Annotated in this window: 23 protein-coding genes and 1 tRNA gene; 10 read left to right on the top strand and 14 right to left on the bottom strand. The window is 63.5% G+C overall.

Annotation, left to right across the window (positions count from 1 at the left end):
* Positions 1 to 21: 21 nt before the first annotated feature.
* Positions 22 to 588 (bottom strand): tetratricopeptide repeat protein, encoded by a 567-nt coding sequence (locus tag VOI29_RS06240; RefSeq protein ID WP_323776850.1) that lies wholly within the window; start codon positions 586 to 588, stop codon positions 22 to 24.
* Positions 589 to 689: 101 nt separating this feature from the next.
* Between VOI29_RS06240 and VOI29_RS06235 the strand changes: the two genes are divergently transcribed.
* The 4 genes from VOI29_RS06235 to VOI29_RS06220 all read left to right on the top strand — a co-directional run bounded on the left by VOI29_RS06235 (position 690) and on the right by VOI29_RS06220 (position 4260).
* Positions 690 to 980: an SCP2 sterol-binding domain-containing protein gene (locus VOI29_RS06235; protein WP_323776849.1), complete on the top strand. Its 291-nt coding sequence runs from the start codon at positions 690 to 692 to the stop codon at positions 978 to 980.
* Positions 980 to 1942: an alpha/beta hydrolase gene (locus VOI29_RS06230; RefSeq protein ID WP_323776847.1), complete on the top strand. Its 963-nt coding sequence runs from the start codon at positions 980 to 982 to the stop codon at positions 1940 to 1942. Before VOI29_RS06235 ends, VOI29_RS06230 begins: the two co-directional genes overlap by 1 nt.
* A 147-nt stretch (positions 1943 to 2089) precedes the next feature.
* The gene (locus tag VOI29_RS06225) at positions 2090 to 3910 is read left to right on the top strand and encodes a M3 family oligoendopeptidase (RefSeq protein WP_323776845.1); all 1821 of its coding nucleotides are present in this window, start codon (positions 2090 to 2092) and stop codon (positions 3908 to 3910) included.
* On the top strand, positions 3910 to 4260 hold the full coding sequence (locus VOI29_RS06220) for a GNAT family N-acetyltransferase (RefSeq protein ID WP_323776843.1): 351 nt from the start codon (positions 3910 to 3912) through the stop codon (positions 4258 to 4260). Before VOI29_RS06225 ends, VOI29_RS06220 begins: the two co-directional genes overlap by 1 nt.
* Before the next feature lie 18 nt (positions 4261 to 4278).
* Here VOI29_RS06220 and VOI29_RS06215 read toward each other — a convergent pair whose 3' ends face one another.
* The 3 genes from VOI29_RS06215 to VOI29_RS06205 all read right to left on the bottom strand — a co-directional run bounded on the left by VOI29_RS06215 (position 4279) and on the right by VOI29_RS06205 (position 7138).
* A complete protein-coding gene (locus tag VOI29_RS06215; protein ID WP_323776841.1) occupies positions 4279 to 4548 on the bottom strand; it encodes a DksA/TraR family C4-type zinc finger protein in 270 nt (89 codons plus the stop codon).
* 506 nt (positions 4549 to 5054) lie between these two features.
* Complete coding sequence (rpoH, locus tag VOI29_RS06210) at positions 5055 to 5951, bottom strand: RNA polymerase sigma factor RpoH (RefSeq protein ID WP_323776839.1); 897 nt, start codon at positions 5949 to 5951, stop codon at positions 5055 to 5057.
* A 161-nt stretch (positions 5952 to 6112) separates the two neighbouring features.
* Entirely contained in the window at positions 6113 to 7138 is a 1026-nt protein-coding gene (locus VOI29_RS06205; protein ID WP_323776837.1) for an RluA family pseudouridine synthase, read from the bottom strand.
* On the opposite strand from VOI29_RS06205, the gene VOI29_RS06200 reads away from it, so the two are divergent.
* Entirely contained in the window at positions 7137 to 7442 is a 306-nt protein-coding gene (locus tag VOI29_RS06200) for a DUF6476 family protein (RefSeq protein WP_323776835.1), read from the top strand. The two genes, VOI29_RS06205 and VOI29_RS06200, sit on opposite strands and share 2 nt — an antisense overlap.
* A gap of 10 nt (positions 7443 to 7452) precedes the next feature.
* Here the strand turns inward: VOI29_RS06200 and VOI29_RS06195 are convergent, their stop codons facing one another.
* The gene (locus VOI29_RS06195; protein WP_323776833.1) at positions 7453 to 8034 is read right to left on the bottom strand and encodes a hypothetical protein; all 582 of its coding nucleotides are present in this window, start codon (positions 8032 to 8034) and stop codon (positions 7453 to 7455) included.
* A gap of 155 nt (positions 8035 to 8189) precedes the next feature.
* On the opposite strand from VOI29_RS06195, the gene VOI29_RS06190 reads away from it, so the two are divergent.
* Positions 8190 to 8543 carry a hypothetical protein gene (locus tag VOI29_RS06190; RefSeq protein ID WP_323776831.1) on the top strand — a complete coding sequence of 118 codons (354 nt, stop codon included), beginning with the start codon at positions 8190 to 8192 and terminating at the stop codon, positions 8541 to 8543.
* Between the two features lie 330 nt (positions 8544 to 8873).
* On the opposite strand, the gene VOI29_RS06185 is transcribed toward VOI29_RS06190, so the two are convergent.
* A tRNA-His gene (locus tag VOI29_RS06185) sits at positions 8874 to 8950 on the bottom strand.
* A gap of 172 nt (positions 8951 to 9122) precedes the next feature.
* On the bottom strand, positions 9123 to 9629 hold the full coding sequence (locus VOI29_RS06180) for a GNAT family N-acetyltransferase (protein WP_323776829.1): 507 nt from the start codon (positions 9627 to 9629) through the stop codon (positions 9123 to 9125).
* An 89-nt stretch (positions 9630 to 9718) separates the two neighbouring features.
* Here VOI29_RS06180 and VOI29_RS06175 point away from each other — a divergent pair, with 89 nt between their 5' ends.
* Positions 9719 to 9904: a DUF6324 family protein gene (locus VOI29_RS06175; RefSeq protein ID WP_044008416.1), complete on the top strand. Its 186-nt coding sequence runs from the start codon at positions 9719 to 9721 to the stop codon at positions 9902 to 9904.
* 154 nt (positions 9905 to 10058) lie between these two features.
* Here the strand turns inward: VOI29_RS06175 and VOI29_RS06170 are convergent, their stop codons facing one another.
* The 6 genes from VOI29_RS06170 to VOI29_RS06145 all read right to left on the bottom strand — a co-directional run bounded on the left by VOI29_RS06170 (position 10059) and on the right by VOI29_RS06145 (position 14516).
* A complete protein-coding gene (locus tag VOI29_RS06170; RefSeq protein WP_323776824.1) occupies positions 10059 to 10541 on the bottom strand; it encodes an MmcB family DNA repair protein in 483 nt (160 codons plus the stop codon).
* 354 nt (positions 10542 to 10895) lie between these two features.
* Complete coding sequence (locus VOI29_RS06165) at positions 10896 to 11225, bottom strand: hypothetical protein (protein ID WP_323776822.1); 330 nt, start codon at positions 11223 to 11225, stop codon at positions 10896 to 10898.
* 171 nt (positions 11226 to 11396) lie between these two features.
* Positions 11397 to 11879, bottom strand: coding sequence for a transcription antitermination factor NusB (nusB, locus tag VOI29_RS06160; RefSeq protein WP_024090825.1), 483 nt, complete (start codon positions 11877 to 11879; stop codon positions 11397 to 11399).
* A complete protein-coding gene (locus tag VOI29_RS06155; protein ID WP_323776820.1) occupies positions 11876 to 12427 on the bottom strand; it encodes a 6,7-dimethyl-8-ribityllumazine synthase in 552 nt (183 codons plus the stop codon). The genes nusB and VOI29_RS06155 overlap by 4 nt, the downstream gene beginning before the upstream one ends.
* A 1-nt stretch (position 12428) precedes the next feature.
* The gene (gene ribB / locus VOI29_RS06150; protein ID WP_323776818.1) at positions 12429 to 13556 is read right to left on the bottom strand and encodes a 3,4-dihydroxy-2-butanone-4-phosphate synthase; all 1128 of its coding nucleotides are present in this window, start codon (positions 13554 to 13556) and stop codon (positions 12429 to 12431) included.
* A gap of 354 nt (positions 13557 to 13910) precedes the next feature.
* Complete coding sequence (locus tag VOI29_RS06145) at positions 13911 to 14516, bottom strand: riboflavin synthase (protein ID WP_323776816.1); 606 nt, start codon at positions 14514 to 14516, stop codon at positions 13911 to 13913.
* Positions 14517 to 14694: 178 nt separating this feature from the next.
* Here VOI29_RS06145 and VOI29_RS06140 point away from each other — a divergent pair, with 178 nt between their 5' ends.
* The 3 genes from VOI29_RS06140 to VOI29_RS06130 all read left to right on the top strand — a co-directional run bounded on the left by VOI29_RS06140 (position 14695) and on the right by VOI29_RS06130 (position 19239).
* Positions 14695 to 15972 carry a capsular biosynthesis protein gene (locus VOI29_RS06140; RefSeq protein WP_323776814.1) on the top strand — a complete coding sequence of 426 codons (1278 nt, stop codon included), beginning with the start codon at positions 14695 to 14697 and terminating at the stop codon, positions 15970 to 15972.
* A gap of 95 nt (positions 15973 to 16067) precedes the next feature.
* Positions 16068 to 17201: a polysaccharide biosynthesis/export family protein gene (locus tag VOI29_RS06135; protein WP_323776813.1), complete on the top strand. Its 1134-nt coding sequence runs from the start codon at positions 16068 to 16070 to the stop codon at positions 17199 to 17201.
* 7 nt (positions 17202 to 17208) lie between these two features.
* Positions 17209 to 19239 (top strand): capsular polysaccharide biosynthesis protein, encoded by a 2031-nt coding sequence (locus VOI29_RS06130; RefSeq protein ID WP_323776811.1) that lies wholly within the window; start codon positions 17209 to 17211, stop codon positions 19237 to 19239.
* Between the two features lie 129 nt (positions 19240 to 19368).
* Here VOI29_RS06130 and ribD read toward each other — a convergent pair.
* Positions 19369 to 20404: bifunctional diaminohydroxyphosphoribosylaminopyrimidine deaminase/5-amino-6-(5-phosphoribosylamino)uracil reductase RibD (ribD, locus tag VOI29_RS06125; RefSeq protein ID WP_323776809.1), on the bottom strand; the 1036-nt coding region annotated here is incomplete at its 5' end.

Below are 20404 nucleotides of genomic sequence, written 5' to 3'. Positions count from 1 at the left end.
GAGCCCCCGCCCCGGTGGGGCTTACAGTTTCCGGCCCTCGACCAAGGGCGCCAGTCGTTCAAGGGCGCTGCTTACTTCCTCGTGGTGCGGATGTATAGCCTTGGCCCGCTGATAGGCCTGATAGGCGCGCTCGGGATTGCGGAACTGTTCGAACAGGGCGCCCAGCGCGTAGATCGCGTTGTAATCCCTGGGGTTCAGTGCCAGCGCGCGTTCCAGATCCGCCACTGAAGGCCCGTAAAGCCCCAGCGCGAAATAGACGCGGGCCCGTTCGTACCAGCCGCGGGCGAAATCCGGCGCATGATCGGTCAGCGCGGTCAAATGCTCCGCTGCCTGCTGCAAATCTCCGCGCTCCAGCGCGTCGGAGCCGCGCCGCAAGAGCAGATCCATCGCAGGCGAACCGCTCTTGGCCCAAAGCGCCTGCAGTTCGCGGTCGATGGCCGCAGCCTCGGACAGCTCCGCCGCGGCGAGGTCTCGCAGCAGCGCATCGGCGGAAAGCTGCTGCGCCGCACCTGCCCCGGGCAAGGAATACGTGACTGTGACCGCCGTTGCCGCCACGATAGCTTTGAGCTTTGGGAGATTTGCCAGCATGATGCCCCCAGTGTAATCCAGCGCGCGGCATTTTCCAGCATCGGATGCAAATGCTTCACAGGTTTGTGCTATGAAGCGCGCAGAACAGATTGAGGACGGACATGAGCGACACCCTTGCGCAGGCAGCTGAGGCCCTGAACCGCAAACTGGACGCAGGCGAATTTGACGCCTCCGCGAAATTCGAGATCGAAGGGCTGGGCTCCATCGTGCTTGATGGCGCAGGCGCCCGCGTCGGTGACGAAGACACCGATGTCACCATGAAGGCGGATGCCGACACATTTCAGTCGATCCTTGAGGGCGACCTGAACCCCACTGCCGCCTTCATGTCCGGAAAGCTGACCATTGATGGCGACATGGGCACCGCGATGAAGCTGGCCTCGGCCCTGTCCTGATGGACGGCGCCCCGATGGACCTGCCGGCCGCCCCCCTGTTCGCGGATATCGCGCGGGGGCCCGCAGGCGGCCGGGCCCATTGGCTGCGAACCTCAGACGGTTTGCGCATCCGCGCGGGCCACTGGTGCCCTGACGGCGAGGCAAAGGGCACGGTCCTGCTGTTTCCCGGGCGCACGGAATATATCGAAAAATACGGGCTGGCCGCGGCCGAGTTTGCGAATCGCGGCTTTGCCACCCTCACCGTGGACTGGCGCGGCCAGGGGCTGGCGGACCGGACGCTGCCAGACCGCCGCCTGGGCCATATCGACGACTTCAGCGATTTCCAGAAAGACGTGCAGGCGCTGACCCGTCTGGCAGAACAGCTGGAACTGCCGAAACCCTGGTTTCTAGTCGGCCATTCCATGGGCGGCGCCATCGGATTGCGCGCGCTGATGCAGGGGCTGGAGGTCCGCGCCTGCTGCTTTACCGGCCCGATGTGGGGCATCCAGATCCCGCCGCTGCTGCGCCCCCTGGCCAGTTTTCTAAGCAGCGTTGCGCCGTTTCTGCGTCTGGACAAATTGCTGCTGCCGACAACGGCGCTGGAGCAATATGTGCAGATCACCCCGTTTGAGGGCAACACGCTGACCACCGATCCGGACATGTACCGCATGATGCATGCTCAGTTGGCGGCACAGCCCGATCTGGCGCTCGGCGGACCGACGATCCAGTGGCTGCGCGTCAGCCTGCAGGACTGCGCCTGGCTGGCACAGCAGCCGTCGCCCGCCCTGCCCTGCATCACCTTTGTTGGCTCCGGCGAGCAGATCGTCAACACGGGTGCCATCCATGACCGGATGGGCCGCTGGCCCGGCGGCGAGCTGGATTTAATCAAAGGCGCCCAGCATGAAGTGATGATGGAAACCCCGGAAATCCGCGCGCATGTGTTTTCCAGCATGTGCCGCCTGTTTGAGCAATACCGCAGCTGACGTCCCGTTGCCTGTGCGGCGCCCGCCCCGTTTACCCGGCCCTTACCCGCTTCTGTCATTCTCTCCCGGTTCCGCGCCACGCCGCTTGTGATCCCGCAAGCCGCCCCTTAGATGTTGGTCAAAGCATTTCACATGACAGGAGCCCGCATGTTCCAGCTTCCCTTCCCCGTTCGCGACGCAAACGCCACCGCCGGTTCCGGCGGCCTCGGCAATCTGCCGGAATGGGACCTCAGCGATCTTTATGCGTCTGAGGACGCCCCCGAACTGGCCCGCGATCTGGACTGGCTTGAGCAGGAATGCGCCGCTTTTGCTGCCAACTATGAGGGCAAGCTGGCCGATCTGGACGCAGACGGTCTGCTGCGATGCGTCGAGCGCAATGAGAAGATCAACAACATCGCCGGCCGCATCATGTCGTTTGCCGGCCTGCGCTACTATCAGCTGACCACCGATGCCGGCCGCGCCGCCTTTCTGTCGGACTGCCAGGAAAAGGTGACCGTGGCCACCACCCCGCTGGTGTTCTTCACGCTGGAGCTGAACCGGATCGAAGACGGCGCGATGCAGGCGCATCTGGCCGCCAATGCGGACCTTGCCCGCTATGCCAGCGTGTTCCGCCGCATCCGCGCGATGAAGCCCTATCAGCTGTCGGATGAGCTGGAACGGTTCATGCACGATCTCGGCATCGTCGGCGATGCCTGGGAGAAACTGTTTGACGAGACCATCGCCGGCCTGACCTTCACCGTCGATGGCGAAGAGCTGACCATCGAAGGCACCCTGAATCTGCTGACCGACCCGGACCGCGCCAAACGCGAGGCGGCAGCGCGTGAACTGGCTGCCGTCTTTGCTGACAACGTCAAAACCTTTGCCCGTGTTCACAACACCCAGGCTAAGGAAAAGGAAATCATCGACCGCTGGCGCGGCATGCCCAGCCCGCAGACCGGCCGCCACCTGTCCAACGATGTGGAGCCCGAGGTGGTCGAAGCGCTGCGCGAGGCTGTCGTCGCCGCCTACCCCAAGCTGAGCCACCGCTATTACGAACTGAAGCGAAAATGGCTGGGCCTGGACGTGATGCAGGTCTGGGACCGCAACGCGCCGCTGCCGCTGGAAGACCCCCGCACCATCACCTGGGAGCAGGCGGAAAAGACCGTGATGGACGCCTATAACGCCTTCGACCCCCGCATGGGTGAGATCGCAGCGCCCTTCTTTTCGGACGGCTGGATCGATGCAGGTGTGAAGCCCGGCAAGGCGCCGGGCGCCTTTGCCCATCCGACCGTCACCAATGTGCACCCTTACGTGATGCTCAACTATCTCGGCAAACCGCGCGACGTGATGACCCTGGCGCATGAGCTGGGCCACGGCGTGCATCAGGTGCTGGCAGCGGAACAGGGCGAGATGCTGTCCTCCACCCCGCTGACGCTGGCGGAAACGGCCTCCGTGTTTGGCGAAATGCTCACCTTCCGCAAGATGCTGGATAAGGCCGAGACCAAGGAACAGCGCAAGGTGCTGCTGGCGGGCAAGGTCGAGGACATGATCAACACGGTGGTGCGCCAGATCGCGTTCTATGACTTTGAATGCAAACTGCATGCGGCCCGCGCCGAGGGCGAGCTGACCCCGGATGACATCAACACCATCTGGATGTCGGTGCAAGCCGAGAGCCTGGGCGAGGCGTTTGAGTATATGGATGGCTACGAGACCTTCTGGGCCTATATCCCGCATTTCGTGCATTCGCCCTTCTATGTCTACGCCTATGCCTTTGGCGACGGGCTGGTGAACGCGCTCTACTCGGTCTACGCCTCAGGCGCGGAAGGGTTCGAGGACAAGTATTTCGAGATGCTCAAGGCGGGTGGCTCCAAACATCACAAGGAACTGCTGGCCCCCTTCGGCCTTGATGCCACCGACCCGAAATTCTGGGACAAGGGCCTGTCGATGATCTCCGGCTTCATTGATGAACTGGAAGCAATGGAGGGCTGATGCCCCTTACCCTGCGCCCGGTTGCCCGCAGCAAATTTGACAGGGTTTCCCATTTTCAGGTGGAGCCGGATCAGATCCGCTATCCCGGCACCGTGGCGCAGGCGTTTGAAGAAAATGAGAACGGCGTGGATTTCCATGCCGTCCTTGAGGCAGATCGCGCGGTGGGTTTCTTCCAAATAGACCAACTGTATCATGAGACCTTAAGCTTGGTCCGCGCTGATGACCTGGGCCTGGGTGCCTTCATGATTGATCGCGTCGCGCAAGGCAGAGGCTATGCACCTGCTGCCGTTGCGGCGCTGATGACCTATCTGACAGCGCGCCACCCGGACCGCCGTGCTGTGATGCAGTGACCGCAATGCCGGCCCCGGCTACTTCAGCTGGCTGTCTTTCGAGCCGCGCCGGTTGAAGCCGCCGCGCGCCTGATGCGCGCCATCGCGTTCCTGCTGGCAGTCGATGCAGAGCTTGACGCCGGGAATGGCCGCACGGCGCTTCTCGGGGATCGGCTCCTCGCATTCGGCGCAATGGGTCAGGCTTTCGCCCACCGGGCGTTTCTGCGCCTTCAGCCGCGCAAGCTCGTCATTGATCGACGCTTCAATCTGTTCATTCACTGCGCCGTCCTGCGCCCAGCCGCCTGCCATGGACCGTCCTCCTGTACCAGAGGAAGTGAATGTAAGGCCGCACAGGCGCTCTGCCTAGGGCTGCCTGAAAGCAATTCCCGAGTAAATCTATCAACTAATTGATTTCATTGCATTTTCTGTTGACCAGCGCCTTGGGTGCGGCTAAACAGAAAACAGAAATTGCACGCAAGCCAGAATCACCAGGCCGCCAGCAGCCAGCTCTCCAGCCATCCTTCGGGACAGCCAGACCGCAAGCAACGCCAGCAACCAGAGTGATTTCAGCCAGCCACGCGTAAAACCGTCAGCCAGCGTTTCTGCCAGCCTCCCATTCAGCCGCGCACCCAGCCCTATTGCCAGGCCCGTGCCAGACAGGGTTCACAGCCAGCTTTCAGGGCAGCAAGCCTGACGCGATGTTCCGCGCGCGAACCATTGAACCAGGACCCCTGCCGTAAAGCCAGCGTCATTGTCAGCTGACAAAAAAGGCGGTGCCCGGCACCGCCTTATCCGTCTGCCGCCGGGCGCGGGGATCAGGCGCCGGCCAGCATGCCTTTTTCACTCGCCAGTTCGCGCATCTTTTTCTGCAGCTTCTCAAATGCCCGCACTTCGATCTGACGGATCCGCTCGCGGCTGACATTGTACTGCGCGCTCAGCTCTTCAAGGGTGACCGCCTGATCCATCAGACGGCGCTGGGTCAGGATGTCCTTTTCCCGGTCGTTCAGCACGTCCAGCGCAGCGGCCAGAAGCTCGCGGCGGGCTTCCAATTCGTCGCGGGCCTCGTAATCGCCGGCCTGATCGGCATCCTCGTCTTCCAGCCAATCCTGCCATTGCATCGTGCCCTCGCCCTCGGAGCCGACGGTGGCATTCAGTGATGCGTCCCCGCCCGACATGCGGCGGTTCATCGACACCACTTCGTCCTCAGTCACGCCAAGGTCGGTTGCGATCCGTTTGACATTCTCGGGCCGCAGATCGCCATCTTCGAGGGCGCCGATGCGGGCCTTGGCCTTGCGCAAGTTGAAGAACAGCTTTTTCTGTGCCGAGGTTGTGCCCAGCTTGACCATCGACCAGGACCGCAGGACATATTCCTGAATCGAGGCGCGGATCCACCACATCGCATAGGTTGCCAGCCTGAAACCCTTTTCCGGATCGAATTTCTTAACCGCCTGCATCAGGCCGACATTCGCTTCCGAAATCACTTCGGCCTGCGGCAGGCCATAACCGCGGTAGCCCATGGCGATCTTGGCCGCGAGCCTAAGATGGGAAGTCACCATCTTGTGGGCCGCCGCTGCGTCCTGCTCCTCGACCCAGCGCTTGGCCAGCATGTATTCCTCTTCCGGCTCCAGCAGTGGAAACTTGCGGATTTCCTGGAGATACCGGTTCAGACCGCCTTCGGGCGTCGGGGCAGGCAGGTTTGCATAATTCGCCATATAAAGTGTCCCTCCCAGAATGTATAAGGACTTAACATTAGCGCATATGTGTTAGCGCCAAATCCTTTTCAAGGACTGCTTAAGCAATTCTTCTATGTTAGCCCGGCTAAGCGCGTCTGTGAATTGCATCACATGCTGGAACACGCTTAATTGCTGGCAATTTACTGGCGCAGCGCCGCCAGCAAGTCTGCCATGTCCTGCGGCAGCGGCGCTTCAAACCTAATCGGTTCGCCCGTCACCGGGTGATCGAACCCCAGAACCGCAGCGTGAAGCGCCTGGCGCGGGAAGGACTGCACAGCCGCCTGCGCGGCCTCGTTCAAGGCCTTGGCCGCCAGTTTGCGGCGCCCGCCATAGGTGGGATCCCCCACCAGCCCGTGGCCGGCATGGGCCATATGCACCCGGATCTGGTGGGTGCGGCCGGTTTCCAGCCAGCATTCGATCAGCGCCGCGCAGGCCGGATTGCCGAACCCCTCGCAGATGCGGGCACGGGTCACCGCGTGGCGGCCGCCCTGGAACAGTACCGCCTGACGTTGCCGGTCGGTCTTGTGACGGGCCAGCTGGGTGGTGAGCTTGAGGATATTGCCGGGTTCGAAACTGGCGCCCTTGACGCCGCGCAAGCGCGGGTCGTTGCCATCGGGCACGCCATAGCAGACCGCCTGATAATAGCGCTCCACCGAGTGTTTTTCGAATTGCACTGCCAGCCCCTGATGGGCGGCATCGGATTTCGCCACCACCAACAGGCCGCTGGTTTCCTTGTCGATCCGGTGCACGATTCCGGGGCGCTTGACGCCGCCGACACCCGAAAGGCTGCCGCCGAAATGATGCAGCAGCGCATTGACCAAAGTGCCGGAGGGGGAGCCTGGCGCCGGATGCACAACCATGCCTGCGGGTTTATTGATGACGATCAGGTCGTCGTCTTCGAACACGATCTCCAACGGGATGTCTTCGGGACCGATGTGGCTGTCCTCAGCCTCCTCCACGGTGATCACGATTTGCGCGCCGGCCTCGGCCTTTGCCTTGGCATCCTGCACCACGGCGCCATCCACTGTCAGCGCCCCCTCTTCGATCAGCCGGGCCAGACGGGTGCGCGACAGCGCCGCCTCCTCTGGCACATCGCGCGAAACCGCTTTATCAAGCCGCTTAGGCGGGTTTTCCGCGATGACAAACTCAATCCGGCGGCTGCCCATGACTGATCCTTCCGAGACCGAAACCCAACAGGAACCACCGCAGATCCGGTTCCTGCGGCGGCTGGTGACCACGCTGACCGTGGTGATGATTGGCGGGCTTGTATTGATAATCTCACTGCTTGTCATCCGCTTGCAGGCAGGCGATGCGCCGCTGCCTGCAGAAATCGCACTGCCCGACGGGGTAAAGGCCGAAGCAGTAACCCTGGGACGCGGCTGGATTGCTGTGGTCAGCGAGGACAACCGCATCCTGATTTTCGACCGCGAGTCCGGCGCGCTGCGCCAGGAAGTGCAGATCAAGGACTGACCCGGCGGGGTCAGGACCTGAGCAGCACCTTGTTGGAATCGATAGCCGCGGCGATCTGGGCGTATTGGGCCTGCCGCTCCTGCGCGGTTTCGGCGCTGCGCAGCAGAACTGTGCCTGCGTCCTCGAAGATTCGGGCGGCTTCCCGGTTCACTGCGGCCTGAGCCGACGGCCGGACAGGCGTCAGCGGCCGGGCGGTGCGTTCAGCGGGATTTGCGGAACTGGTGACGCTGACCCTGCTCCGTCCCGGGTCGCGGTTCTGGCGGGCCAGCCGCTTCAGCCGGGCCGAGGTGTCCTGCAGCACGCCGCGCACCTCGTCGTAGTCGGTGCCCGCCGGGATGCCATCCGCAGCAGCTTCCAGCCGTTCGGAGAGGCAATCGACCTGCAGTGCCGAATCGCCTGTGGCGCGGCAGAAGGCCTTGGCAGCGGACAGAGTGCCCAAAAGCTCGGTCAGAAAAGCAGCCGAACCGAATTCCCCGGCGGGCACCACCACCGTGTAGACCAGGGGCCCGGTGGCCTGTGCCAGTGCGGGTGCTGCAGCAAGACCCAGGCAGGAAACCCCTGCGGTCAAGCTCTTGACGGCTGTCTTTAACATATCGTTACCCTCGCATCCCCCGGATGAACCGCGCCAAGCGGGACCGCAGCTGCGCGGCATCTTGCCGGAACATCCCTGCTGCAGCGCCGCCATGTTGCCTGGCACCCGGGCCTTCATTAACCTTAAGATGTTCCATAGCATAAGGTTGTTTTATCATGGTCACCAGTATCTTGCGGGCAGCGGCATTGATTATCCCGCTGTCTCTTGCCGCACCGCCCGTTTTTGCGCAGGCCACGGACGCTGCGTTGAACGAAGCCAAGCGGCGTGTGGCCTGCGGTGCCGGCGTTCCGATCTCCGCCACCTATCTGGCAAACGGTACGCTGCAGGTGACCTGCCAGGCTCCGGGCACCGAGGCTGTGGCCCAGGCCGCTGCAGGCGGTCTGCCGGACACCGGACTGTCAGCCGGGGCAACCGCCGGAGCCGTTGCAGGCGTGCTGTTCCTGGTTCTCATTGCCGATGATGACAATGGCACCGGGACCACCACAACGACCACCAGCACAACCGATTAAGGCCTGCCCCGCTGCCGGGGGCTGCTGGAGCGCTTCTTGCAAGTGCTCCAGCAGATCAGGCCGCACCGTCCGGCACAGCGCCAGTGCGCTTGCCGCCCCCGCAGCAAACCGCAGACCCGCACCGAATTGCGTGGTCTGACGTCTCCCCTGCCGATCCCCCCGCGATTCTGGCTTCCGGGCTGGACGAGAGACGCAAACCAGCCGACCGTTTAGCAGCCGGTGGAACTTGGATTGGAGGGAACCCGCATTTAGATTGCGGCTGCAATAACCGCGCCCTGCACAGGCCTGGACCGGTACCGCAGCAGAGATTGACCGAATTGGTGGATTGGGTGGTACCACCTCCCCGGCTCGAACGGGGGACCTCCTGATCCACAATCAGGCGCTCTAACCAACTGAGCTAAGGCGGCACTGTGGGGTCATTTATAGCACGTCCCGGAGGCGTGCAAGAGGTTTTTTTTCCTTTCCGCCGCAGAAATCCGCCGCACCGGATTGCCTGGTCCGACGGTCCGGACCCGGCCGCAGTGCGCGGCCTAAAGTGACCCACAACCCGTTGCAAACAAGCGCATTTTTCCGCTTCAATCAAGGTGCCTGACTGTCTGAAACCGGAAAGGACAACCGCCAGGTTTGCTCCACCAGATCCTGCCCATAGCTGTGCACCGGACGGCTGTCCGTCAGCTGCCAGCCGAAAGCCCGGTAAAGCGCGCAGGCGGTCTGGTGGCTTTCATGGGTTTTCAGCATCATGCCCTGGTACCCGGCTGCACGGGCAAACGCCATGCATTCACGCAGCAGCCGCTTGCCCAGCCCCTTGCCGCGCGCCGCAGGCGTCAGCAGGAACAGCCGGAGCTGCGCTGTGGCGGCATCCTTTTTCATGCAAAACACCGTGCCCAGCCGCTCGCCGCCGCCTTCCGCCATCCAGCCGCGTTCGCAGGCAGGATCGTGGTCAGCGCAGAAACTGTGCAGAATATCGGCGACCAGCGGACCGAAGGTGTCATCGAACCCGGCCTCGCGGGCGTAGAGATCCTGGTGGCGGGCGGCCAGCCATTGCATGTCGGTTGGAGCGAATCGGCGCAGGGTCACATTCATCATGCAAACAGCATAACGCAAAGCCGGCTTGCGTTTCAGCCTGCCCCGGGCTAGCACCGGCCGCAATCCGCTGACCGGCATTGGAGTGTACTATGAGTATCAACACCGAACGCGACATCGAGGCAAACATGCAAATCGGCCCGACCGATCAGGGTATGGTGCGGATTTTCATTGATACCGGCAGCGTTGAAATCCCGATGGATTTCGACCCGGAAGAAGCCGAGGAGATCGCCGAGGAGATCCGCGCCGCAGCCCAAGCCGCGCGCAGCGTCAAGTAACACAGCCATCGCGGCACGCCCTCTCTGCCTGATCTCTGACAAGGCAGCATCAAGAGCGCATCCAGCGCGCCGCAGGTGCGCTGCCGGGCCCAAGGCCGCCAAGCGTGCCCCGGCGCAAGCGGGGCACCTGCGGGCGCTAGAGGCCCGCCAGTACTCATTCCTCCGGCGTGTCGCCTGCTGCGCCGCCCAGCAGCAGCCCGTCGCAGCCAAGGCGCGGATCGCGCAGAGCCTGAAGGCGGCGGGCGGAATCCATCGCGAACTTCTGAATCAGCTTTTTGCGGCGCGCCGGCGGCAGCCTATCTTCCGGCGCCATGCGGATGATCTCGGCATAATAAGGGTCTGCAATGATCAGCCCGGAGCCCTCCGGCAGCAGCTCGGTTGGAAACGCCAAATCCACCGCCCAGAAAAAGCGGTCGCACCAGTCCAGATAGCCCTCCCACTTGCTGTCGGACTGGAAATCAGCGCGGCTGGACTTGCACTCGATCACCCACAGCTCCCCCTTGGGGCCCAGCGCCATCACATCGACACGCAAGCCCCGGACCGGCACAAATTCTTCCAGCGGCGCATAGCCCAGCGAGCGCAGGTAGCGCGCGACCCCGCGGGCGAGTTTCTGTCCGGGCTGCAGATCCTCCATCATGCGGGAGAATGTGAACAATCAGGGAACAAATTGCAATCCTGCGGATTTACCCGGAATTCGCCTGCCGGCGCTGCGTTCCCCTTGTAACAGCAGTCCGGGAAGACTATTTACGGCCTTGGCGGGTTCTGCCCTTCTTGTGACAGGCAGCATTCCAGTGGCCTTAAGCAATTCCACGGGAGCTGGCTCTGTTCGGACCCTGGTCCGTTTACCTGGCGCCCACCTGTACATACAGGTCCCCGGGAATCAAAGCCGCACGGTTGTTTGGTGGTCCCGCCGCATTTTCCCTAATCCCACAACCAAAAACCGCGCCTTCCGGATGGAAAGCGCGGGCTGCAATAACAGCTTGTTCCAGGTTCAGCGGCCACTGCGCAACTGGTGCTGGCGCTGAGAAGGCTGATCAGCCGGCACCCGCACCGGCTGGAATTCCTTTACCACCGGCGTGCCGCGGCCGGGGCCGCCATCCTTTTCGGCCATGGCCATCACCGCCCAGCCGAACTGCACGCCGGCAAAAACGATTCCATGCATGAACCACAACAGGAAAACCGCCAGCAGGCCCGCGTCAGACCCGGAGACCAGCGCCCAGAGGTTCATCACATCGAACCACAGCAGCAGCGCCACAAAGACAGCCGCGATTCCAAAGCCGATCACGACGTTGCGGATATACATCTTCACCAGTTCAGGCATCTCGGTCCTCCAGAATTGCAACAAGAGGTTATCAGTCTTTGCAACGCCGTCCAGCGCTTCCGGAGGAATGAGCGGAATTTGCCGCACCCCTTGCGGGCCGTTAGCCAGCAAACAAAAAGGGGCGCACCCTGCAGCGCGCCCTTTTTTTAACCGATACCCGAAATTACCGCCTCAGAAGGCTTCCGGTTTGGCTTCGCGCGCCATGTGGTCCAGCACCGCGTTGACGAATTTCGGCTCCTTGCCTTCGGGAAAGAAGGCGCGGGCGATGTCGACAAACTCGTTGATCACCACTTTGGGCGGGGTGTCGGATTGCGTCAGCTCTGAACCCGCGGCGCGGAACAGCGCGCGCAAGGTGGGATCGATCCGGGCAATCGGCCATTTCGCCACCAGCGCCCGGTCAGTCATCTGGTCGATCTGCGCCTGATGGTTCACGGCTTCGCGTATCAGCTTGCGGAAGACTTTGTTGTCCCCCTCCGCCATTTCGTCCCCCTCATAGACAGCGCCGAAACGGTGGTCCTCAAACTCGACGATCACCTTGTCGAAGGTAAGGCCGCTATGCTCCATCTGGAACAGCGCCTGCACGGCATATAGCCGGGCTGCCGATCTCATCTGATTCTTGCCGTTGCCCTTGGGGCGGCTGTCCTGGGTGCTCATGCGCTGGTGGATCCGTTGTCTGTTCCGGCGACCTGGTACGCCCCGGTGGGCGCCTTGAAACCGATGCCTTTGGTCTGGGCGCCCCACTTACGCGTGAGTGCGATCAGATGCAAGGCCGCAGCTGCCGCGCCGCCGCCTTTGTTCTGATCCGCGGTATCGGCGCGCACTTCGGCCTGTTTGCGGTTTTCCACGGTTAGAATGCCATTGCCGATGCACAGCCCCTGCAGGCCCATCAGCTGGATCGCGCGGCTGCTGTCGTTGCAGGCGGTGTCATAATGGGTGGTTTCGCCGCGGATCACGCAGCCCAGCGCCACGTAGCCGTCAAAATTCGAGGTGCGGTCGGCGATTGCAATCGCGGTGGGCACTTCCAGCGCACCGGGCACTTCGACGATTTCAAAGGTTCCGCCCGCAGCCTCGATTTCAGCCGCGGCACCGGTCACCAGATTGTCGGCAATATCCTTGTAGTAGGGCGCCACCACAATCAGAATTTTTACCGGCTTGTCAAACTCGGCGCGCGGCAGGGTGTAGTGGGTTTCATGTCCAGCCATTTCATGCGTCCTTCAGAATGGGGCGGCTGCCGGTGATGGACAGCCCATAAGCATCCAGCCCGACATATTTGGTCGAGGGCGAGTCGGTCAGCAGGACCAGTTCGTTCAAGCCCAGGCTTGACAGGATCTGCGCACCGATGCCGGTCTGTTTGATGGTCACTGTCCGCGCGCCGTCTTCCTCATTGGCATATAGCGCATTGCGCGGCTGACGGAACAGGGTCACCACGCCGCGGCCTTCCTCGGCAATGATCTCCATCGCGCGGGGCAGCTGGCGGGCTGATTTCGGGCCAAGGCCCAGGATGTCCGTTGCCTCATGCAGTGCATGGGTGCGCACCAGAACCGGCTCCGGCGTGGTTATGTCGCCCTTGATCATCACCACATGCTCGATGCCGTGGGTCTGGTCGGTGAACAGGCGCATCTCCCAGTCGCCGCCGATTTCCGAGGTCACGGTCTCGCGCGAGGTTTCCGTCACCAGATTGTCGTTGCGGGCCCGGTAGGTGATCAAGTCGGAAATCGTGCCAATTTTCAGCCCGTGCGTCGCGGCGTATTCCACCAGATCGGGCAGCCGCGCCATGGTGCCGTCTTCCTTCATGATCTCGCAGATCACCGAAGACGGGTAATGGCCAGCCAGGCGGGCCACGTCGCAGCCGGCCTCGGTATGGCCGGCACGGACCAGAACCCCGCCCCTGCGAGCGCGAAGGGGGAACACATGGCCGGGAGTGGCGATGTCAGCGGCGGTGTTTTCCGGGTCGATGGCAGTGGCCACGGTCAGTGCGCGATCCGCGGCAGAGATGCCGGTGGACACGCCCTCACGCGCCTCGATCGAGACGGTAAAGGCGGTCTCGTGGCGCGACGAATTATGCAGTGCCATCATCGGCAGACCCAGCTCTTCGATCCGCTCGGCCGGCAGGGTCAGGCAGATCAGGCCGCGGCCATGGGTGGCCATGAAGTTGATCGCAGCGGCATCCGCAGCTTGCGCCGGGATCACCAGGTCGCCTTCGTTCTCGCGGTCCTCATGATCGACAAGAATGAACATGCGGCCCTGGCGGGCCTCTTCGATGATGTCTTCAATCGGGCTGATGGCATCGCGCAATTGCGCCTCAACCGGCCCCGGTGTTTCAAAGCTCATATGGCAGCCTTTCAATGCGCATGGGCAGCACGCCTGGCACTGCGGGTTCTTTCCCTGCCAGATAGCCCACAGACGGAGCAAATGCCAGTCCCGCAAGCGGCAACACGGGATCCGGACGCGGCCTGTGCGCGGATGCACAGCCCGCACTGGCAATGACCCGCCCCTTATCGGCAGCTCAGGCGGCTGACAGCAGGGGGGGTTCGCACACCCGCGCCAGCGATGCGCCCGGCCCAACGCCTCCGGCGGCGTTTCAATGCAGCCCGAGGAAACGGGAGGATCCTGGATGCTGACAAGGGGCAGTGCCCCTCGGCCTGACCGTTTCACCCTGGAGTATTTCCCCCAGAAAGAAGCTGGTCAGCCGGCCTCGTTAAGCCGGGCAACATAGCGCGCCAGCGTGTCGATCTCCAGGTTCACCAGATCACCCAGCTTCACATCGCCCCATGTGGTGACTTCCTTGGTGTGCGGGATAAAATTGATGCCGAAGTCGCAGCCGTCCACATCATTTACTGTCAGCGAGGTGCCGTTCAACGCGACCGAGCCCTTGGGGGCGATGAAGCGTGCGAGGTCCTTCGGAGCGCGCAGGGTGACGCGGGTGCTATCCCCCTCATCGTGCAACTCCACCACCTCGGCAACGCCATCCACATGGCCGGAGACGATATGACCTCCCAGCTCATCTCCCACCTTCAGCGCGCGTTCCAGATTGACCCGTTTCCCGACAAACCAGCCCTTGTGGTTGCCCGAGGTATCAATATTCGTCTTGGAGATCGTCTCTGCAGAAATCTGCACATCGTACCAATCAATGCCCAGCGCGACCACCGTGAGGCAAACCCCATCAGAGGCAATGGAAGCCCCCATATCGATGGTTCCCGTGTCATAGCTGGTCGTGATGCGGGCGCGCAGGTCGCCCTGCTGCTCCAGTTCGGCAATGATGCCTACATCAGTGATGATGCCAGTAAACATGGGTCCGCTCCCCGCAGGTGTATGTCATTCCTGCCGCAGAGGTAGCCAAGCTGCGCGCGCTCCACAAGCCCTGGCTTGCCTTACCGTCCCCGGCGGCCATAGTTTCGCCCCAGTCACTTGGTAATCAATTCTTGAGACTGCCACTGCCCATCTGACACTGAGGTGCCAAGCCCCCCCGATGAATCACCGCAGCTTTCTGTTTCTGCAGGGCCCGCACGGTCCGTTTTTTGCCGCGCTCGGCCGGATGCTGCGGACGGCGGGCTGCGATGTGGCCCGGGTAGGGTTCAATGCGGGCGATCAGGCATTCTGGCGCGGCAAGGACAGCTATATTCCCTTCACCGGCAGCCTGCAGGACTGGCCGGATGTTCTGGCCGGACTGCTGGATAGCCGCGGCATCACTGATATTGTGCTGTATGGCGACACCCGCCCGCTTCACGCCAGCGCGATCGAGGCCGCGCAACAGCGCGGCCTCACCGTGCATGTCTTTGAAGAAGGCTATCTGCGCCCCTACTGGGTGACTTACGAGCGCGGCGGCGCAAATGGCCATTCGCGGCTGATGGAGATGGGCGTTGCGGAAATGCAGCAAGCCCTGGCGCTGTCCGACATGGAGACGCCGCTGCCGCCGGCCCATTGGGGCGATATGCGCCAGCACGTGTTCTACGGTGCGCTGTACCACTGGTTCGTGATGTTCCGAAACCGCAAATACCGCAATTTCCGCCCCCACCGGTCGCTGACGGTAACCAAGGAATTCCGGCTTTACCTCAAGCGGTTGCTGCTGATGCCAGCCCAGGCGCTGGAGCGGCGGATGGCGGAACGGCGTATCCGCAACGGCGGGTTCCCCTATCATCTGGCGTTGCTGCAGCTTGAGCATGACAGCTCCTTTCAGATGCATTCGCCGTTCTCCAGCATCGGCGAATTTCTGCAGGAGGTGATCCGCGGCTTTGCCGAAGGCGCCCCGCGCCACCATCACCTGGTGATCAAGGCGCATCCGCTGGAGGACGGCCGCGCCCAGGTGCGCCGCACCCTGCGCCGTCTGGCGCGCGACCACGGCATCGAAGACCGGGTTCATTATGTGCGCGGCGGCAAGCTGGCGCGGCTGCTGAACGAAGCGCGCACTGCGGTGACCGTCAATTCCACCGCCGGCCAGCAGGTGCTGTGGCGCGGCATTCCTCTGCGGGTGTTCGGGCGCGCGGTTTACGGCAAGCCGGAGTTTGTCTCCGAGCAGCCCCTGGCGGACTTCTTTGCCGCCGCCAGCCGCCCGGACAGCCGCGCCTACAAGGATTACCGCCGTTTCCTGCTAGAAACCTCGCAAGTGCCCGGCGGCTACTACTCCCGCGAGGGGCGCCGCCAGCTGCTGCGCCAAGTCGCCGACATGATGCTGGCCGACGAGGACCCCTATGATGCGCTGCGCCTGGGCACAGCGGCACCGCGGCAACAGTTGCGTCTGGTGACCTGAACCAACCGGGCCCTGAGGCTGGCTTTTTCCCTGCCGGCAGGTTAGGTTGCCGCTAAAACTTGAGGCAAACAATAATTGGTCGAGGAGACCGAGCAGTGAAATCCGTTCCCCTTCGCTGGGCGCGTCCGGTGGCAATGCTTGCGGCATTTGCCCTTGCGGTCTCTTGCGGGTTGCCCAAGGTCGGCCCTAACAAGCGCCAGATCTTTGCCGGATCCGTGCAGCGGGAAGGCGATGCCTTCATCGTATCCGTCAACGACCGCGTCGCCCGTGCCACAGCCGTTGTTCCGGCCCTTGGCTTTTCTTCCGGCTTCACCTCTGCGGGCCGGCTCACCTCGGACACCATCCGTCCCGGAGACGTGCTAGGGCTGACGGTCTGGGAGAATGTGGATGACGGGCTGCTGGCGGCCGAGGCCACCAACTCCACCGTGCTGGAGGAGGTTCAAGTCGACAGCGCCGGCTATATCTTCGTGCCTTACGCAGGCCGCTTGCGCGCTTCCGGCAATACCCCCGACCAGCTGCGCGAGACCATCACCAGAAAGCTAGAAGACCAGACCCCCGACCCGCAGGTTCAGGTGCGCCGCCTGGCCGGTGACGGTGCCACGGTCAGTCTGACGGGCGCTGTCGGCGGCCAGGGCGTCTATCCGATCGAACGCCCGACCCGGACCCTGTCCTCCATGCTGGCCAAGGCAGGCGGCGTGACAATCTCGCCGGAAATCGCCCAGGTCACCGTGATCCGGGGTCAGGAAAAGGGCAAGATCTGGTTCCAGGATCTGTTCGACCATCCGGAGCTGGACGTGGCCCTGCGCGGCGGCGACCGTATCCTGGTGGAAGAAGACACCCGCTCCTTCACCGCCTTGGGCGCGACCTCAGCCCAAGCGCGGGTGCCGTTCGAAAGCCAGGACCTCTCGGCGCTGGAAGCCATCGCCCAGGTCGGCGGGCTGATTTCCACCGCCTCCGATCCGACCGGTGTGTTTGTGCTGCGCAATGAGCCGGCCGAGATCGCCAACCAGGTGCTGGGCCGCGACGACCTGATCGGCGCGCAGCGGTTGGTCTATGTGCTGAACCTGACCCAGCCGAACGGGCTGTTTGTCGCCCGCGATTTCGTGATCCGCGACAACGACACCCTTTATGTCACCGAAGCACCCTACGCCCAGTGGACCAAGACCATCTCGCTGCTTGTGACGCCGGTGGGGTCGCTGTCGAGCGTGTCGGCCGCCCTGGGCGATTAATCAGCCAATGCGCCTGATGCTAGGCCGGACAGAAGCCGGGAGCACGTCTTCCCGGCTTTTTGTTTTCAACGGCGGTTTTCTGACCCAGCGCCGGGTGCGGCGGATTCTGCAGCATTGCGGTTATGGCATCCGGCTGGGGCTGCCGCAGGCCGAGGATCTGGTTGGTATCTGGGGCGCCTCGCCCACTGCGCACCGGGGCATTGCAGTCGCCGAACAGCGCGGCTGCGGGCTGGTTAGGGTCGAGGATGCCTTTCTGCGTTCACTCTACCCCGGCCGTGCAGGCGAGCCGCCTTTGGGGCTGCTACTGGATCAGGCAGGGGTGCATTTCGACGCAGAACAGCCGTCGGAGCTGGAACAGATGCTGACCGGCCACCCGCTGGATGACGCGCATCTGATGCGCCGGGCACGCGATGCGATTGCCCGGCTCAAGCATGCCAATCTCAGCAAATACAACGCCTTTGATCCCGCGACCCCGGTGCCGGAACCGGGCTATGTTCTGGTTGCGGATCAGGCGCGCGACGACGCCTCGGTCACTGCATCACGCGCTGATCGGGCGCGGTTTCTGGAAATGCTTGCCTTTGCCCAGGAAGAGCACCCTGGCGCGCGGGTGCTGATCAAGACTCACCCTGAGACATTGCGCGGTTACCGGGCGGGTTATTACGATGCCAAGGACGCGCAGGGGCGGGTGGAACTGTTCACCGCCAGTGTATCGCCCTGGGCGCTGCTGGAGGGGGCCGTCGGAGTTTATACTGTCTCCTCGCAGCTGGGATTTGAAGCAATCCTGGCAGGCCACAAGCCGCGTGTCTTCGGACAGCCGTTCTACGCGGGTTGGGGGCTGAGCATTGACGACGCCCCGCCCCCCCGCAGGCAGCGGCGGCTGACGCGGGCTCAACTGTTTGCAGCCGCGATGATTCTCTATCCGAAGTGGTACAACCCTTTCCGGGATGAGTTGTGTGATCTGGAGACAGTTCTTGATAACTTGGAGGCACGGGTGCGGGCCTGGCGGGACGATCACCGCGGCTGGACCGCATCGGGCATGCGGATGTGGAAGCGCAAGCCCCTGCAGAGGTTCTTTGGCGCCGAGACGCGGGTGCTGTTCACAGAAGACCCGGCCAGGGCGCAGGCAAGCGGGCGCATGCGGATGGTCTGGGCCGGCAAGACGAACGCGGCGCATGACGGCGCTGTGCGGGTAGAGGACGGCTTTCTGCGGTCCCGCGGGCTGGGCGCGGAACTGGTGCCGCCTCTGTCGCTGGTGACTGACCGCCAGGGGATCTACTACGACCCGCGCCAGCCGTCGGATCTGGACACGCTGATTGCCCGCCGGGTTGAGATGACCCAGGCAGAGGAGCTGCGGGCCGAACATCTGGTGCGGTCTCTGGTCCAGGGCGGCGTGTCGAAATACAATCTCGGCGGAACCGCCCAGGCCCTGCCCGAGGGCCACCGGATCCTGGTGCCTGGCCAAGTGGAGGATGACGCCTCGATCCTTTGCGGCGCCGGTGCGGTGAGAACCAACCTGGATCTGTTGCGCGCGGTGCGTCAGGCCAACCCGGAGGCGGTGATTATATACAAGCCGCATCCGGATGTGGAGGCGGGCCTGCGCAAGGGCCAGGTTGCGGCAGAGGGGCTGGCCGATGCGGTTGCCTCCCGTGCGGACCCCATGGCCCTGCTGGGCGCGGTGCAGGAGGTCTGGACGATGACCTCTCTTCTGGGGTTTGAGGCGCTGCTGCGCGGGGTGCCGGTCACCACGCTGGGAACACCGTTTTACGGAGGCTGGGGCCTGACTGCCGATCTGGCTCCAGTGCCGCCGTGGCGGCAAGCCCGCGTCACGCTCCTGGGCCTCGTCCATGCGGCGCTGATCGACTACCCGCGCTATTTCGACCCGGTGACCGCCCAGCCCTGCCCTGTGGAAGTGGCGGTGATGCGCCTGCGCGAAGGGCACTTGCCGCACCCGGGGGTTGGCAACCGTCTGCTCTCCAAACTTCAAGGACTATTCGCCACCTACGCCCATCTGTGGCGCAGACCACCCTGGCAAGCTTAAAACGGAAGGCTCCCGCGCCCGCAGCGCACCCTGACTGACGCCAGCCCGCCCTTGGCGGCCTTGGGCGTAGAGCATGACACATGCTCCGCCGACGGACGGGAAAGGCTGCCTTGTCGGAATAAGGGATGATCAGCGCAGTGCGCGGGTCCAGCGGTGCAGGATGTCTTTGCCGAGGGGGCGGGTTTCAACCAGCTCAAACCGCGGCGCTTCCTCCAGCCGGCCGATGCCGAGCGCACCGATCGATGGCAGCCCCTCGGCACCGATACCCAGTCCGGCGGTAAATCCGATCAGCTCATCGACCAGATCAAACGCCAGAAGCGACGCCGCCAGCGCACTGCCACCTTCGCAGAACACCCGCGTGAGCCCCGACTGACCCAACTGCTGCAGCACATCCGCAGCGTCCAATTGCACCCCGTGCGAGGCACAGGGGATCAGCTTTGCGCCCAGCCCTTCCCAGGCCTGGATCCGCTCATGATCAGCGCCGTGACCGTGGCACAGCCAGACCGGCACATCCCTGGCGGTACGGGCCAGTTGCCCCATCAGCGGCAAGTCCAGATGGCGTGAGATCACCACCCGCACCGGCTGGTGGTCCACACCCAAGTCCCGCACCGTCAGCGAAGGATCATCCGCCCGCGCAGTCCCGCCGCCGACCATCACCGCGTCATGGTGCGCGCGCATTGCGTGCACGGCACGGCGCGCCTCCGGTCCGGTGATCCATTTGCTTTGGCCCGATCCGGTGGCAATGCGCCCGTCAAAACTGCTTGCCAGCTTCAGCGTCACCAGCGGGCGGCCCTGTTCGGTCTTCAGAAAGAACCCGGCATGATCCCGCGCCGCCTGTGCCGCCCAAATCCCGGTGGCCACCGCGATGCCCGCATCGCGCAGCATCTGAAAACCGTGCCCGGACACCCGCGGATCGCTGTCCTCGATCGCCGCAACAACCCGCGCCAGCCCGGCATCGATCAGCGCCTGCGCGCACGGCGGAGTTTTGCCGTGATGGGCGCAAGGTTCGAGCGTCACATAAGCGGTGGCGCCGCGTGCGGCCTCACCGGCCTGCGCCAGCGCTTCGGTTTCGGCATGAGGGCGGCCGCCCGGCCGGGTCCAGCCGCGGCCCACAACGCGGCCGCCCTGCACGATCACACAGCCGACCGCCGGGTTAGGCCAAACA

The organism is Leisingera sp. (assembly GCF_034669605.1).
GTDB lineage: Bacteria > Pseudomonadota > Alphaproteobacteria > Rhodobacterales > Rhodobacteraceae > Leisingera.
Note: the sequence above shows the minus strand (reverse complement) of the source record. Positions and strands in the feature narration are given on the sequence as shown.